This window comes from Tenacibaculum sp. 190524A02b, assembly GCF_964036645.1.
GTDB classification, from domain to species: Bacteria; Bacteroidota; Bacteroidia; order Flavobacteriales; family Flavobacteriaceae; genus Polaribacter; species Polaribacter vairaonense.
This window is the reverse complement of sequence record NZ_OZ038525.1, coordinates 854,451-869,904: the sequence shown is the minus strand read 5'-3', so window position 1 is coordinate 869,904 and position 15,454 is coordinate 854,451. Positions and strand designations below refer to the sequence as shown.

13 protein-coding genes are annotated in these 15,454 nt (G+C 30.3%); 2 read left to right on the top strand and 11 right to left on the bottom strand.

Annotated features, from left to right (window positions below):
* Positions 1-10 precede the first annotated feature (10 nt).
* Positions 11-2,632 (bottom strand): T9SS type A sorting domain-containing protein, encoded by a 2,622-nt coding sequence (locus ABNT65_RS03545; RefSeq protein WP_348747186.1) that lies wholly within the window; start codon positions 2,630-2,632, stop codon positions 11-13.
* A 245-nt stretch (positions 2,633-2,877) separates the two neighbouring features.
* Here ABNT65_RS03545 and ABNT65_RS03540 point away from each other — a divergent pair, with 245 nt between their 5' ends.
* Positions 2,878-5,520, top strand: coding sequence for a T9SS type A sorting domain-containing protein (locus ABNT65_RS03540; RefSeq protein WP_348747185.1), 2,643 nt, complete (start codon positions 2,878-2,880; stop codon positions 5,518-5,520).
* A 313-nt stretch (positions 5,521-5,833) separates the two neighbouring features.
* On the opposite strand, the gene ABNT65_RS03535 is transcribed toward ABNT65_RS03540, so the two are convergent.
* The 10 genes from ABNT65_RS03535 to ABNT65_RS03490 form a co-directional block, all read right to left on the bottom strand.
* The gene (locus tag ABNT65_RS03535; RefSeq protein ID WP_348747184.1) at positions 5,834-6,079 is read right to left on the bottom strand and encodes a hypothetical protein; all 246 of its coding nucleotides are present in this window, start codon (positions 6,077-6,079) and stop codon (positions 5,834-5,836) included.
* A 199-nt stretch (positions 6,080-6,278) separates the two neighbouring features.
* Positions 6,279-7,412: a tetratricopeptide repeat protein gene (locus tag ABNT65_RS03530; protein ID WP_348747183.1), complete on the bottom strand. Its 1,134-nt coding sequence runs from the start codon at positions 7,410-7,412 to the stop codon at positions 6,279-6,281.
* Positions 7,413-7,782: 370 nt separating this feature from the next.
* Positions 7,783-8,343, bottom strand: coding sequence for a hypothetical protein (locus ABNT65_RS03525; protein ID WP_348747182.1), 561 nt, complete (start codon positions 8,341-8,343; stop codon positions 7,783-7,785).
* Between the two features lie 55 nt (positions 8,344-8,398).
* Complete coding sequence (locus ABNT65_RS03520) at positions 8,399-9,097, bottom strand: hypothetical protein (RefSeq protein WP_348738063.1); 699 nt, start codon at positions 9,095-9,097, stop codon at positions 8,399-8,401.
* A gap of 61 nt (positions 9,098-9,158) precedes the next feature.
* Entirely contained in the window at positions 9,159-9,536 is a 378-nt protein-coding gene (locus ABNT65_RS03515) for a hypothetical protein (RefSeq protein WP_348738061.1), read from the bottom strand.
* A gap of 323 nt (positions 9,537-9,859) precedes the next feature.
* A complete protein-coding gene (locus tag ABNT65_RS03510; protein ID WP_348747181.1) occupies positions 9,860-10,168 on the bottom strand; it encodes a transposase in 309 nt (102 codons plus the stop codon).
* Positions 10,169-10,365: 197 nt separating this feature from the next.
* Positions 10,366-11,946: a WG repeat-containing protein gene (locus ABNT65_RS03505; RefSeq protein WP_348747180.1), complete on the bottom strand. Its 1,581-nt coding sequence runs from the start codon at positions 11,944-11,946 to the stop codon at positions 10,366-10,368.
* A 403-nt stretch (positions 11,947-12,349) separates the two neighbouring features.
* Complete coding sequence (locus tag ABNT65_RS03500) at positions 12,350-13,249, bottom strand: IS3 family transposase (RefSeq protein WP_348746436.1); 900 nt, start codon at positions 13,247-13,249, stop codon at positions 12,350-12,352.
* Between the two features lie 8 nt (positions 13,250-13,257).
* Entirely contained in the window at positions 13,258-13,629 is a 372-nt protein-coding gene (locus ABNT65_RS03495; protein ID WP_348747179.1) for a hypothetical protein, read from the bottom strand.
* A gap of 396 nt (positions 13,630-14,025) precedes the next feature.
* Positions 14,026-14,697 (bottom strand): RNA methyltransferase, encoded by a 672-nt coding sequence (locus tag ABNT65_RS03490; RefSeq protein ID WP_348747178.1) that lies wholly within the window; start codon positions 14,695-14,697, stop codon positions 14,026-14,028.
* A gap of 48 nt (positions 14,698-14,745) precedes the next feature.
* Between ABNT65_RS03490 and ABNT65_RS03485 the strand changes: the two genes are divergently transcribed.
* Positions 14,746-15,432 (top strand): NAD-dependent deacylase, encoded by a 687-nt coding sequence (locus tag ABNT65_RS03485; protein ID WP_348747177.1) that lies wholly within the window; start codon positions 14,746-14,748, stop codon positions 15,430-15,432.
* Positions 15,433-15,454 lie beyond the last annotated feature (22 nt).

Sequence of the window (15,454 nt, the reverse complement as noted above, 5' to 3'; positions counted from 1 at the left end):
AGTTAATCATTTACTTTTTTACAATTCTTTTTACATAGCTCCCCACTTTTACAAGATAAATACCTGAAGTAAGGCTTTCAAGATTAACTTTATTTTTACCTTGATTGACACTAGTTTTAAATACTAATTCCCCTAAAAGATTATAAACATGAATACTCTTAGCGTTTACACTTAAATTTGTAATATACATTTTGTTTATTACTGGGTTAGGATATAGGTTTATTTCATTATTTAACTCTAAGTCGTTTACAGATAAAGCACAGTTTTCACTATAGGTAATAGCTTCATCTTTGTCTACCCAAACTTTAGTACTCCACTCTACATTACTAACTTGTACACAAGTTAACTTAGGTGTGTTTCTACTTTGAAAAACCGCAATCTCTTCATTATTGCCATTTTTTAAGTTTACACTCATAAGGTGTGGATTATTACTAACAAATACATCTTGAAGTTTTGTATTATTTGACAAATCAATGGTACTAAGTTCATTCTTTTTCAAATTTACATACTGTAATTCAGTAAGAGTACTAAAATTTACCTCTGTTAATTTATTTCCTTCAAAAGAAACTCGTTTTATAGTTGTATTCTTTGAAATATCAACTGTTTTTAAGTTATTGTTTCTTACTTCTAATTGAATTAATGCTGCAAAATCTTCTATTCCTGTTAAGTCAGTAATTCCTTTATCAGAAACGTTTAAAGCATCAATAACACTAATATTCTCTGTAGGTACATAGTCATCTAAAACTCCTGAATCATATCCTAAATCTATCAAGGCTTGCTCAAAATTATCATCTGGAACATAGGTTTGAGCTATTGGAAGACTACAATCCTCTTTAAAAACGGCTTTTCCATCTTTGTTTGTCCAATTACTTTTAGACCAAGCTGCATTATCTACTTGAATACATGACAACTCTGGATTATCATTTACATGGAATTTATCTTTAACTATCTTAGTATTGTTTCCGTTTTTTATAGTTAAGCTAACTAATTTATTTGATTGAAGATATACTGATATTAATGCTGTATTTACAGTTAAATCTATAGCTGTTAATTGGTTTTGATATGCAGACAGTTGTGTTAAGCCTAATTGTTTACTAACATCTAAACTAGTTAGTTTATTTTCAAATAAGAATAATGTTTTAATATTTATATTCTTAGTAATATCTATTGTTGTTAACTGATTGATTGCTAAATGTAAATTAATTAAAGCTAGATTCTTTGAAACATCAATACTAGTTATCTTATTATTGTATGCTGTTATTGAAATTAAATTTAAGTTTTGACTAACATCTAAATTTGTTAGCTCGTTATTAGCCACATCTATGTACTCTAAAGCCGTAAAAGCTTCTATTCCTGTAAGGTTTTTAATTTCCTTTGTTCTTAGTGTTAAATTAGTAAGTGCACTAATATTGGCCGTAGGTACATAATCATCTAAAGCTCCTGAGTCATATCCTAAATCTATTAAAGCTTGTTCAAAATTATCATCTGGCACATAGGTCTTTTTTTCTACTGTAGTACAATCTTCATTATAAACTGTGATTGCATCTTTATTTGTAAAATTAGCAGTAAACCATTCTGGATTATCTACTTCAACACAAAGTAAGTTTGGGTTCTTAGTTATATTAAAATTTCTAGGATTAATCTTAATGATATTCCCGGTCTTAATATTTAAACTAGTTAAATTGTTAGATTCTAAGTTAACACTAACCAAAATAGTATTCTTACTTAAGTCTAAAGAAGTTAATTCATTAGATTGTAGAAGTAAATATCTTAAACTTGATTTCTCAGGAAAACTGATACTTTTCAACTCATTCTCATCGGCAGATAAAGACTGTAATAAAGTACTGCTACTAATATCTAGTTCATTAATTTGATTATTACTAATAGTTAAAGAAATTAGTTTTTCTTTTTTTGAAACATTTAAGACTTTTAGCTTATTATTATTTACATATAAATATTCTAAATTACTAAGCATACTTACATCTATAGCTGATAATTGATTGTTTCCTACATCCAACGCTTTTAGAGCAGTATTTTTACTCAAATCTATATTTGTAAATTTATTATCACCTCCATAAAAGTCCTCTAGTAAAACATTCTTACTTAAATCTACAGTAGTTAACAAATTAGTGTGTACATATAATGTTTTTAATGCTGTATTTTTACTTACATCTATAGTAGTTAACTTAGCCCTTTCAATTCGTATGTCAGATAATAATGGGTTATTACTAAAATCTACTGAAGCTATTGGATTATTATCTAAATACAACTTTTCTAAAGCTAAATTTTTACTTAAATCAACCGTTTTTAACAAATTAGAACTAAGTACTAGTGTATTTAAAGCGACATTTTTACTCACATCTACACTTGATAATTGATTATAAGCTGCATTTAAAAAGGTTAAGGCTATAAAATCTTTAATCCCTGTTAAATCTTTAATCCCTTTACGGTTTAAATTTAAGCTTGTAATTGAATTAATATTCGCTGTTGGTATGTAATCATCTAAAGCTCCGGAATCATACCCTAAATCTATTAAGGTTTGTTCAAAATTATCGTCAGGCACATATGTGTTCTGAGCTATTGCCGAGATCCCCATCAAGGCAATACACAATAAAAGTATATTTTTTGTCATCTTTATTTTTTTTGCAAACATAGATGACAGACTGTTTCAAAAAAATAGTCCTTTTTGGTTATTTTTTAAGGACTTACACAATATTTTTAATTTTTTGAGTTATTACTTTGGTATTATTTTTCAATAATGCTGAATAAACTATACACTAATTTAAACCTAACTAACTATATTTTAAATAATTACTTTTAAACAAACTTAAAAAAAGAGGTATCTTTACCTCATCCTTAACCCCTTAACTTATTTATATGAAATTAAACATTACCTTATTTATGGTTATGACATTGCTTCTTGTGTCATGCAAACCTTCTAAAAAAGAGGCTCTAGCCATTCCTAAAAAACATAAAAAAGAACGAAAAGAGGAAAATCCAGATAAATATGCTATTTGGACTCCAGAACAAGCGGCTAGACATCAAAAAATATTAGCAACGTTATCAAGCAAAGCGCAGAAGTTTTCTCGTCATAAAAACGGTAAACCCTCCTACGCTAATGGTAATTTAAAAGGTACTTGGACAAATAGAGGGCCTAAAAACATGCCTGGTGCTTTTAAATTTGCTGAAATGCTTGACGATACTGATATTATTTATGGGGTTACTCATAATCATTATGTAAGTGAATTTAATTCTAAATCTTATATTTTTAAAGGCACTGTGTATAACCCTACAAAGGGTACAGGTGGTGATGACTTTGTTTTATTAACGGCTAATTGGCCTAATCGTTATCAAAATTTATTTGCTTTTAAAATAGGTACTACAACAAGACTGGTTGCTCATATTGAAAATGGTCCTTTATACTATTCTGATAATGATGGACAAACATGGTCTAGATCAAATGGATTACCTAATGCTAACACGAGTTCTATTATTAATAGGCAAGACAACCATGTTATTTATGTTACTGATAATAGAAAAGTATTTAAATCTATAGATCATGGTGCTAACTTTAGTTTGGTAAAAGATTTTGGTTCTAAAAAAGGTAGCTTTTTATATACCCCAAGATATGCTATTCAAACCAATGCTAGCGCTGTATATTTAGGTCGTTCGGGTTCTTTTTATAAAATGAATGCACAAAAAAACGATTTTAACTTACAGGGTTCCTATACCAACTCTCATGGAAGTAAACAATTGAGTATTGGTGGTGATAGCCGTACATTATATGCTACTGAAAATAAAAATTATTGGGTGTCTACTGATGAAGGGAAAACATGGACAGAAAAATTTCCAAAAGGAAATTGGTACGGAGATCGAAGCGGAAAAATGTCACCTGGAAAGTTTATTGCCGCACATCCAGAAACTCCTGCTATTGTAGTTGCTGGTTATGCACAACCTGTTATTTCTTTAAATAGTTTAGACACTTCATTGTCTACTACCACTGGTTGGGGTCGTTATCAAAATGGAACTAGCTTAAGTGCTGAAGCTTATTATAATCGTATTCGTTTTAATTATCATCCAGATTTTCAAGCGTCTCATTTTTTCTACAATAGTTCTGGTAATTTATTCACTGCTCGTTGTTCTGATGGTGGTATTTTTGTTTCTTATAAAGAGTGGAAAGATTTCCCTAATGAAGGAACTGGTTTTGACAACTCTGGTTATACCAATGCACATTATATAAACTTAAATGTTATCAATACCATTAACCCTTTAATTTACAGAGAAAATATTTTTACAGGCGCTAAAAATCCAAATCATATTTATTATAGCACGCAAGACCAAGGAAGTGGTAGTATTATTTCTGATACTGGTGAAGAAACGCTTGATTTTTACCAAAGTATTGGTGGTGATGGTCCTCCTATTGATAGTTATGATGGTTTGCATGCTTGGAAATGGCAACGTGAAGGTAAAAAAGTATACGGTCCTGTTCCTGTATATAATAGCTCTGGAGGTTTTCAATCTATCGGAAAAATTAATTCACAATTTCAAGAAAACAAATCGGTTAGTTTCCCTAATAAATCATTAATGGGTTGGGTACAAACGTATATAGATCGTAATAAACCAAATGAGAACTTATGGGTTTTAGCCAAAGAATTAAACAGAGCTACTTGGGATGGTTCTCAAGTTACGGGGCATACAGTCATTAAAGGAACTAATCATGTGGCTGCTTTAGCACAGGCTTGGGGAACTCCAGATAAATTATTTATGCTACAAGATGGTAAAGTGTATATTTCTAATGATCGTGGTAATACTTTTGGAAATCCTATTACAACACCTTTTGCTAAAACTTCAGAAGTTTGGGGACGTGGTGATATGGGAAGTGGCGTTGTTTTACCTACTAATGATAATTGGATTTTATTTTGTGGGCCTAGTACCAATAGTGTAGGATCTATTTTATCTAAAGATGGCGGACAAACATGGAAAAATGTTACTGGGGAATTCCCTAGTGGTACGGATGCACAAACTGGCGGAATGGTAGCTACCCCTGATGGAAAGTTTGTTTTTGCGGGTACTGATATTGGACCTTATGTATTTGATGTTGCTGAAGAGAAATGGTACTCAATTGCTGAAGGTATTGGCTTTTTTAATGCTATGGATGTTGATTATATTGCTTCTACAAATACAGTTCGTTTTGCTTCTTGGGGTTCTGGTATTTTAGATTTTAAAATAGAGGAAAACTCGTTAAGTACAAGTAATGAAGAGTTTTCTAATCATTTTAATATTTATCCTAATCCTGCTAAGGATGTTTTAAACATAAAAATGAAAGAAACTACTGCTTCTGTGGTAGATATTTCTGTTTATAATTTATTAGGTAAGGAAGTACTTACTAAAAATGATGTTTCTATACAAAACACGAAAGTTATTCTTAATACTAGTAAGTTAATTTCTGGCACCTATATTTTACACATTACTTCTAAAAGTACACAGCGTAAAATGACTAAAAAGATTATTATAGAATAAGCTGTATTAATACTTATAAAAACAACGAAACTCCACTTGTATTATCACAGTGGAGTTTTTTGTATATGAAAGCTTCATGCGCTAGTGTTTCGTTATTCCTCTACACAATAAAAATCTAGCATTTGCACGTTTGTATCCTCTAATTTAAAACCCGAGATGTTTTGTACACTCATACAATAATAAAAACAAAAAACTACTTCACTTTTACTATAAAAGTAGTTCTCTTTTTATATAAAATTTAATTGTTATTGCATACTCTTGTGTGCCACACGAAAGGGTTTGTATGGAAGTGGACTAGTTTTATTCAACTCAATCAATTTTTCATAGTTCCATCATCTTTTATATATTTAAATTGATGGTCTTTACTTACTTCTACTCCCCCGGAATCTATAAATGATCCATATAATCCTCTCCAATCCTCTGTATCTACTTCTTTATTTGTATCCCAACGAATGATTCCAGCTTCTTTATCCCAATCTAATTTGCCTTTTCCTTGAATTACAACTCCTATTTCGCCACCTAACGAAACTTTCATTCCAAAATAGAATTTATCTCTCATTGTACTTAATATTGTATACTTTAAAATCTACTAGATTTCTCATTAATTAAAAATTATAAAAAGCATGTAATAGTCATTTAAAAAGTTTGTTGTAGTAACGTAAGGTAATAAATATTAGGCTAAACTTTCATGGTTTTATTAAACATCATCTTCAGACTTTAATCTACGAATAGTCCAAGGACTTAGTTATTGCCCACAGTTAGTTTTTCCTTTTTCTTGAACTTGCTCGTGCTTTTATTTGTTCCTCAAGAATTTTTATAACAATATTTTTCAAGTTGTCATATTCAAAATTTTCTTTTAGAAATCCAAAAGTTGAATGAGTTCCATTTTTATCCATTCCAACTGCATATTTTCCTGTTCCTAATTCTTCAGAAACTGGTGAGTTTTCTGTTTGAATTGTAAATTCAGTTTTTCCTTTTTCATTTGGAATGTAAAATATATGTTTATAGTATAATTCTCCTTCTTTTACAGCAAAGCGTTCAAAAGCAAGTATTGTTTTTCCTTTCCATTCAAATTGGTCAAAACAAAACATACTTTTTAAATTATCTTTTAGGTTTCCTTTTTTATAAGCTTCGTAAAGTTTTTCTTTTAAAGGTTCTGCTTTTTTATATTCCTTTTTTGAATAGTAAACTTGAACCAGTTTCGCATAAGATTGATAGTCATTTGGAGCTAATTCAATGAGTTCTTTATAAGCAATTTCTGATTTCTCAAACTCTTTATTAAGAAACTCATAAAGTCCTATATTATAAAGTGCATTTATATAAGAGTTAGATTCTTTTGAAACAAATTCCTTTGATTTGTAAAAAGCTTCTAAAGCCTTAGTAGGTTGATTTAATTCTGCATAAATTTGTGGTATCATTGCAAAAGGTCTTTCAATTGGTTCTGTTTTTTCAGTTGCTTTGATATAAGAATTTAGAGCTTTATCATATTTTTTAAGATTCAAATATGAATCTCCTAAACCACTATAATAGTTTGTATTACTCGAATCTAGTTCAATTGCTTTTTTGAAAGATTCAACCGCTTTTTCTAATTGTCCTAAATAATTAAAAGTCATCCCTTTTATGAAATAAACATCTGGGTCAGATTTATCTTTTTTGATAGATAAATCCATAAGTTTAATTACATTATTATCGTCGGCTTTCATATAGTAAGCCATTCCAATATAATAAATTGCTTTAGCTGGATATTCATTTGCTTTTTCAGAATGTTCTGAAATTATCAAATCGTATTTTTTCTTTTCATAGGCGTTTTTTAATTCAGTTGTAATCTTTTCTTGAGCAGAACTATTTATACTTAAAAGACAAATTATTAATGTAACTAGGATTTTTTTCATAATTGTGGGCAACATTATAGGATTAAACCATATAATCCACAGGCTCATTTTGATTTAATCCGCAGTTGAACTATGCGGTATCGTTTTACCTATGGTTTATTATGGGATTAGATACTTTTTCTGTTTCCAAATTTAAATTATTTTACTAAAAGAATACCAATTTTTGTGTTTTATTCTGATTTATATAGTTATTATAGCAAAATAGCTATTAAAGAACTGAAAAAAGGTTCTTCCGATTTATGAATTTTATCACCAAAAAAACGCTGCGAAAACCCCATACATTAGTATTATAAAACAAACTAAATATCCTATCGTTTTTAGTAAACACCATCTTCAGAATTTGTCTGAAGACTTAGTTATTGTAGGTAGTTTATTTTGCTTTTATAGATAATCTATTTATCATTTCATTATCCAGTATAATTTCAAGTTCAAAGTTTTTTTCATATTTCATAAACCAACTATTTTGGTTAAGGTCTTCACAAATAACTTTGACAAAGTTTCCTATAAGCGTAAGTATAGCGATTTTAATTCCTTTATCATATTTGTTGAAATGAGGGAATACTCCTAACATATTCCAGTCTATACTTTCTATCTTACCAGCGTTTGGTTTATATTTTGTATTTCTTTTATTTCTTATTTCAGTACTGTATTCGACTTCTGCTAAAGCATCATTTGTCACAGTTTTAAAATCAATTTTTATTTTTTCAATTATTTCAGGTTCTCTCAAGAAAATAATTCCACCAGCAAAAGTATTGTGAATTGAATACCTTCCTGTTTTTCTGAATTTTTCAAAACCTTCATTGAATAAAGTTTTATGTTCTTCTTTTATTTCAGAACGAACTATTTCATAGAATTTATCTAATCCTTTAAGTAAATTTTCTTGTCTTCTTGCTAATTTTATGCAATTTATTTTTTCAATTAGTGAACTCATTCTGGTAATTACCTACAACGTCTCTGCTAAAAAGCGTTGCTGTCCCGCAGGGCAGCTATGATTTTTTGGCCATTATTAGCTTTTCGTTTTTTATTCTTCCGTTTATTCTATATTTATCTAGTTTTTCAGGTTCTATCAAGTTGTTGTTTTTAACGAAATGAAAAACCCTTTGAAATAGTTCAAGACATTCACTTAAATACTCTTTTTCGATTTCCTTATTTCCATCTTTTTCTAAATAGTCTAGGCATCTTTTCAAAAATACGATTGCACCATCAAATTGTTTTCCTTGAAATAAGGATGTTAAGTGATTTATATATGTCGTAAATTCATACTCAGGAATATTTCTTTTAAAATATCGCTGAGGAACAGTTTTACTTATTCGCTCAATGTGATAATCAATATTCAGATTTATTGGTGTCCAGTCGAAAATCAAAAATTCGTCCAAGTGATCTCCTTTTAAATCAGTCCATTCTTCATAGTATCCAACAGGAACATCGCAATTTGGACCATAAAGTTTCTTTGAGTAGATTTTAATGATTGTAACTACTTTACAGTTGCCATTTCTGTCAATCTGGAATTCAAATCTTCCAAATTCATAAATCAAGTCATCCCTATCATTGCCATCTAAAAAGTCTATACCGATTTCATTATCAAATTCAATACTGGCATCCATAACTATATCTATAGAAGCAAATGCTTTCTCTTTCAAAGAATGTTTTTCAGCAAATTCTAATATTTGATTTTGAATATTCATTTTATATGAAAGCTAACGTTTTAATAAAGACCGTTGCCGTTCCGTAGTGAGGCTATGTGCTTTATTTTGTGTTGTGCTTAGTTCTAACTGTTTCGTAAGTCTTTCTTTCGTCTTTCAGAATCAGTTCTTTTCCAGTTAGTTTCAACACTTTAAAATCAGTCCATTTTTCTTTGGTCTCATCTGACATCTGGAGCAAACTTTGTTTCTTATCATATTTCCAAAATCCAGTCATTTTCGACCCGTTGTCTTTCATGCTTTCAACAGCCCCATCCTTTCTGAAGGTTATCATTTTTCTACCTTCTTTTTTTGTACCATCTTCTTTGATTACGGTAATCACTTTCCAACTACCAATCAATTTCTTTTCCAATTGATTGACACTGAAGGACAACAAAAGTCCAATTAGAGAGACAAACAAGAATAATTTAAGTATTTTCTTCATTTTATCTTATTAAGTACAAACATTATAGGATTAAACCATATATGCCAGAGGCGCATTTTAATTTAATCCGTAGTTGAACTATGCGGTATCGTTTTACCTATGGTTTATTATGGGGATTAGATCCCTTTTTCTGTTAACCAAATTTAAATTATTTTACTAAAAGAATACCAATTTTTGTGTTTTATTCTGATTTATATAGTTATTATAAAGCAACAACTATTAAAGAACTGAAAAAGAAAAGGTTCTTTCGATTTATGAGTTTTATCACCAAAAAAACGCTACAAAAACCTCTTACATTAGTATTATAAAACAAACTAAATAGGCTATCTTTTAGAGGAAGGAGTTAATCCATTTAATAGCCATATGACCTCTATATTAACTTTACAAGCATGTGCCAATTTTCTAGAGGAGCGAATACTGTGTTTATAACCATAGAGATATAGTTTAAGTAAATCAGAAGAATGATAAGGAGGTGCACCTTCTTTAGCCAAAACATCTATGAACCCTAATTCATTAAGTGGTAGAATTTCAACAAATAAATCTACAATCCTAGCCCAAGAATCTATTGATACCATGGAATTAAAATCCATCATTAGAAGTTGATTCCTATTAAAACCTTTTTTGAAATCCATAAAAAAAGTATTGAAAAACAATACTTTAATTTACATATATTTTAACCCTTTTACAAGATTTATTATCATAAGTTTTTGCGCAGTCTGACGGCTTCAGCTATGATTAGTACGGGAATAGGGAAGCGTAGGCTTTCCGATTAAGCACTAAAACCCACATTAATTTTAAGCATTGTTATGGGTATGTGCTTTTTATTTTTTCAATTTGTCCAAACGGCTATTCCTGTTTTGTCTTTCTCTTCAGGTTTCAATAATTGTTCTTTATTAATTTTGCCAATATATTCATTTGAATGTATTATGGTGTCATTTAGTTCTAATCGAAATCTCAAACTCGTGCTGAAATCTCCTTTTGTTATTGGAGCTGTGTAAATTTGATAATACTTTGGTAGAATTTGAATTGAGTGGTAGCTATTACCACACCAACTATTTATGAAATTCTCAATATCTTGCCATTCATTCTTTTCATTCAGAGCCTGTTGAATTATTTTAATCCTATGATCTTGTGCTGGAATTTTAATTGTGCTATTAGTTCCATTTATTAAATAAATTTTACAGCCTAAATATTTATCTGCAAATACTGTGATATCAGATGTGTCAACTTTCAAGTAAAAATCGTCATTAATCGAAAAATTTGCTTTTCTTGGCTTGTTGTCATATCCCGCATATATACCGCCATACATTGGGGTATTAATTTCCAGTGTGTCCAATTGCCATTTAGTCAAATCCAGTTTTTTATATTGAACGTCTTTTTGTGATTTCCAGACAAATTCAGCACTGTGGTTAATATAGCCCCATTGTCCGTCTTTTTTTACTTCACACAACCCGTTTTTAAATCCAATATAGCCAATATGTTCAAATTGTGGCTCAATAACTGTTTCTCCTCTTTTATTAATAAAACCATAGTAAATTGAATCTCTAAAAGCAGCTAGTCCTTCTTTGAAATTATTGATTTCTGAATAAACTATAGGAATAACAATCTTACCTTTCTTATTGATGAAACCAGATTTGTGATTACTGCCGGAGATAGTTGCCTGTGCCAATCCATCAGAAAACTCAAAATAGGTTAAGTCAGGTTTTTCAGGCCGTATTACTACTTCTCCTTTTTTATTTATGTAAACTGTTTTGTTGTCTTTTCTGATTTTTGCAATGCCTTGGTTAAAACTATCGTGTCCCATTCCATCCAAGTGCAATAATAGGTTGCCACCTCTGTCAAAATATTTAGTAGAATCTCCGCTCCAAACATGTACAATTCCGTCTTGAAGAGGTGCCCCCCCTCCATACGGATAATGAGTATTGAATACAGTTTTACCTAAAGTATCTATCACACAAACTTCATTGTTGATTTTTAAGGTGGCTCTACCATTTGCAAATGAACTTATGTTTTTGTGCTCGGATTTAAAAGCTATTGAACCATCTTTTCGGATAAAAGCATTTTGAAGGTTTGAATCTGTTTTAATTTTAACGTTGCAAAGACCATCGGAAAACTTGGCAGTACTGTAAAATTTTGGTTCAATAACTATTTTTCCAGTTATGTCAATGAATCCCCATGTTGAGTCAATTAAAACTCCAGCAAGTCCTTCCGAAAATTCACCAACTTCATCAAATTGACATGTAATTACGTTATTTCCTTTTGAATTGATAAATCCCCACTTTCCATACTCCTTAATTGGAAATAGTCCATTAGGATAATTTTTAGTTTTCTTATTGTGTGGTTGTTGACATCCAAAGACAACCAAAGCAATAAATATTGTTAAAATTCGGTTCATTTCGTTTTTTCGCATTACCCACAACGTTAATCTGTAAGCGAGCGAAGCGAAGATTACAGATTAACGAATGGATAAACACAATGGTGTTTATTCCCATTATCTACAAATCTACTAGATTTTTAACTAATTTAAAACTATAAAATGACCCTATATCAACTTATGTTATTAAGCTCCTTAGCTTAATACTATTGAAGATTCTAATGTTTTCCTATAAAGAATCAACAAGAGTAACTATATATAGATATTTCATAAAGTAAAAGTATAAAAAGCGTATAATAGTCGAATAGTATTCGTTTAAAACCTTCTCGCACTAATGTATAGCCATTCCGCAACATAACAAAAGCCTGTCTTGTCCTAAAAAAAGTTTACATATTTTAGATTAATCCTATAATACGTTTACATTTAATATTTAGTCCTATTATTGGTTTACAATAATAGGATTTTTCTTATAATAACTCTTCCATAATTTTTCAACTTTTAAATTGTTCTGATGTACTTGATTTGGAGTAAGGTTTCCAATGCTCATATGCGGTCTTTCTTCATTATATAATTTTACAACTTGATCCAGTAAACTCTTAGCCTCTTCAATATTATCAATTTTATAATCATTTAAGTATTCTTCTTTTATAATGCCATTAACTCTTTCTGCTATTGCATTTTCAAGAGGATCTCCATTTTCTGTCATACTAATATTTATAGAGTTTTCCTTTAATAACTTTACATATTCATTACTACAATATTGTGTTCCTCTATCTGAATGATGTATTAATTTACAATGATTTGGCAAGTTAGATAATGCCATTTTTAAAGCTTTAATGGTTTCTGAGGTTTGTAAACTATAACCTAAATGATAACCAACAATCTTTTTTGAGTAAGCATCTGTTATAAAGCTTATATAACTAAAACTATTATTAAGCTTCCAATAAGTAATATCACTAACCCATAATTGATTAGGAGCTGTTGGAGCCATATTTTTAACTAGATTAGAATATTTTTTAAATCTATGGAATGAGTTTGTAGTGATTGTTTGTTTCTTTTTCCTTCTAACTAACAGATGATTAGCACCAAGTATATCAAACAATCGATCTCTTCCCATCTTAATTTGATGTTCTAATAAAAAAGGTTGAAGCTTTTCATAAAGCTTTCTACCTCCCATATGACGATGATTTCGACGTATCTTCAGAACTTGTTTTACTATTAATTCTTCTTCAAAACATAACTGTTCTTTATACCAAAAATGTTGGTAATATGCTTGACGAGTCACACCAAGTAATCGGCAGAACCTGCCTAAACTTACTTTGGGATAATTAGTTTTCATCTCTTGGATTACTTGGTATTGGACTTTTTTACAATCTTAATTTTTAGCTCTTTTTCAGTCAACTCTATCATTTTTTTATAAGTTTCAGCTAATAATTTAGCTTCTTCTAATTCTTTAAGTAAATCAGAATTAGATTTTTTAATGTTAGATTGACTCTTAGATTGTGACATAGTAGGTAAAGGTACAAAAGTAGATTTGGAATCATTATAACCAAATTCTCTTAACCAATAAGTAATTCGTGAATTACCAATTCTATATTTCTGTTCTATATATCTACGAGTTGCTGTTCCTGTTAAAAACTCATTACAAACAAATCTTTTAAATTCTTCACTATATCTATTTTGCCACTTAGATGATGATGTCTTTGAATATCGTTCCATTTAATTACATTTGAATGTAAACCTATTTCAGGACAAGACAGCCTCTCGTACTAGTGCATAGCCATTCCGCAACACAACAAAACCGTCTCGCACTAATGTATAGCCATTCCGCAACACAACAAAACCGTCTCGCACTAGTGTATAGCCATTCCTCAACACAACAAAACCCTCTCGCACTAGTGTAAAACTATTCCTCAACACAACAAAACCTTCTCGCACTAGTGCATAGCCATTCTTCAATACAACAAAAGCTTCTCGTACTAGTGTATAGCCATTCCGCAACGCAACAAAACCTTCTCGCACTAGTGTATAGTCATTCCTCAACATAACAAAACCTTCTTGCCTATGACCAAAGGCTAACAGCCAAGGACTAGAAGCTAACTGATGTAAAAACTTTTAATTTTTATGAAAGTGTTCAATGATTTTATCTACATTTTTAATCGTTTTTTGAATCCATTCCATGTAGATTACCTCTTTTTCTTTAAGAGTTAGTTGCCAAGCTATATTCATATCCGCTTGTTTTATTTTACTGGTTACATCTTGTAAAATAATGGCTGCAGCTACAGATATGTTTAGACTTTCTGTAAAACCAACCATGGGTATTTTTAAAAAACCATCAGCATGTTCTTTTACATAGTCTGAAATGCCCTCCTTCTCTACTCCAAATACAAAAGCCGATTTTTTAGTAACGTCAAAATCCGATAAATAGCAAGAATCATTATGTGGTGTAGTCCCTATTATTTGATATCCTTTGCTTTTTAAGTCTTCAAAACAAGTTGCTGTATTATTTCCATCTTCTCTATACCGATGAAAGTCTAACCATTTTTGACTTCCTTTTGCTACATGTCTAGAGACTTTATTAGTGTACTTGTTTTCAATAGCGTATATATCTTGAATTCCAAAAATATCACAAGTTCTAACTACTGCACTTGCATTATGGGGTTGGTATATATCTTCTAAAACCACTGTAAAATGACGTGTTCTTTCTGCTAAAACTTTATGAAATAAGTTTTTACGTTTGTCGGTTACATATCCTTCTAAATACGTCAATAATTCCTTGCTAATCATAACACAAACATACTAAATTTTCCTATTTTTAGATTTTAAATATTTACTATGAAACAAAAACGATTGGTAGTATTAACAGGTGCAGGAATTAGTGCGGAAAGTGGTATTAAAACCTTTAGAGATGCGGATGGTTTATGGGAAGGACATGATATTTATGAAGTAGCATCACCGCAAGGGTTTATGAGTAATCCAGATTTAGTGCTGGATTTTTACAATCAGCGTAGAAAGCAACTGCTTACCGTAACTCCTAATCTTGGCCATAAAAACCTTGTTGAATTGGAAAAGAATTTTGAGGTAACTATCATTACCCAAAATGTGGATGATTTACATGAACGCGCAGGAAGTGGTAGTGTGTTGCATTTACATGGTGAACTACGTAAAGTTAGAAGTACAGCAGATGAACGTTTAGTATATGATTGGGATAAAGATATTGTAATGGGTGATGTTTGTGAAAAGAAATCTCAGTTAAGACCTCATATTGTTTGGTTTGGTGAAGATGTGCCTATGTTAGAAAAAGCTATTGAAATTACACTACAAGCAGACATCTTAGTAATTATTGGAACTTCTATGCAAGTATATCCGGCTGCTAGTTTAATAGATTATATACAACCGAATACGCCTATTTATTTTATAGATCCTAAACCTGCTGTCAATAAAAATGCCTTCCCTAATTTAACTATTATAGAAGACATTGCGAGTTCTGGTACTCAAAAACTGTTGCAGCTTTTACAATAAAAGCTCCATTTAAAACATAGCT

Bases quoted from the DNA above. Each gene is read 5' to 3' on its own strand.
- ABNT65_RS03515 (WP_348738061.1), bottom strand. From the start codon at position 9,536: ATGAAGAAAATACTTAAATTATTCTTGTTTGTCTCTCTAATTGGACTT.
- ABNT65_RS03540 (WP_348747185.1), top strand. From the start codon at position 2,878: ATGAAATTAAACATTACCTTATTTATGGTTATGACATTGCTTCTTGTG.
- ABNT65_RS03530 (WP_348747183.1), bottom strand. From the start codon at position 7,412: ATGAAAAAAATCCTAGTTACATTAATAATTTGTCTTTTAAGTATAAAT.
- ABNT65_RS03520 (WP_348738063.1), bottom strand. From the start codon at position 9,097: ATGAATATTCAAAATCAAATATTAGAATTTGCTGAAAAACATTCTTTG.
- ABNT65_RS03525 (WP_348747182.1), bottom strand. From the start codon at position 8,343: ATGAGTTCACTAATTGAAAAAATAAATTGCATAAAATTAGCAAGAAGA.
- ABNT65_RS03500 (WP_348746436.1), bottom strand. From the start codon at position 13,249: ATGAAAACTAATTATCCCAAAGTAAGTTTAGGCAGGTTCTGCCGATTA.
- ABNT65_RS03485 (WP_348747177.1), top strand. From the start codon at position 14,746: ATGAAACAAAAACGATTGGTAGTATTAACAGGTGCAGGAATTAGTGCG.
- ABNT65_RS03490 (WP_348747178.1), bottom strand. From the start codon at position 14,697: ATGATTAGCAAGGAATTATTGACGTATTTAGAAGGATATGTAACCGAC.
- ABNT65_RS03545 (WP_348747186.1), bottom strand. From the start codon at position 2,632: ATGACAAAAAATATACTTTTATTGTGTATTGCCTTGATGGGGATCTCG.
- ABNT65_RS03505 (WP_348747180.1), bottom strand. From the start codon at position 11,946: ATGCGAAAAAACGAAATGAACCGAATTTTAACAATATTTATTGCTTTG.
- ABNT65_RS03535 (WP_348747184.1), bottom strand. From the start codon at position 6,079: ATGAGAGATAAATTCTATTTTGGAATGAAAGTTTCGTTAGGTGGCGAA.
- ABNT65_RS03495 (WP_348747179.1), bottom strand. From the start codon at position 13,629: ATGGAACGATATTCAAAGACATCATCATCTAAGTGGCAAAATAGATAT.
- ABNT65_RS03510 (WP_348747181.1), bottom strand. From the start codon at position 10,168: ATGGATTTCAAAAAAGGTTTTAATAGGAATCAACTTCTAATGATGGAT.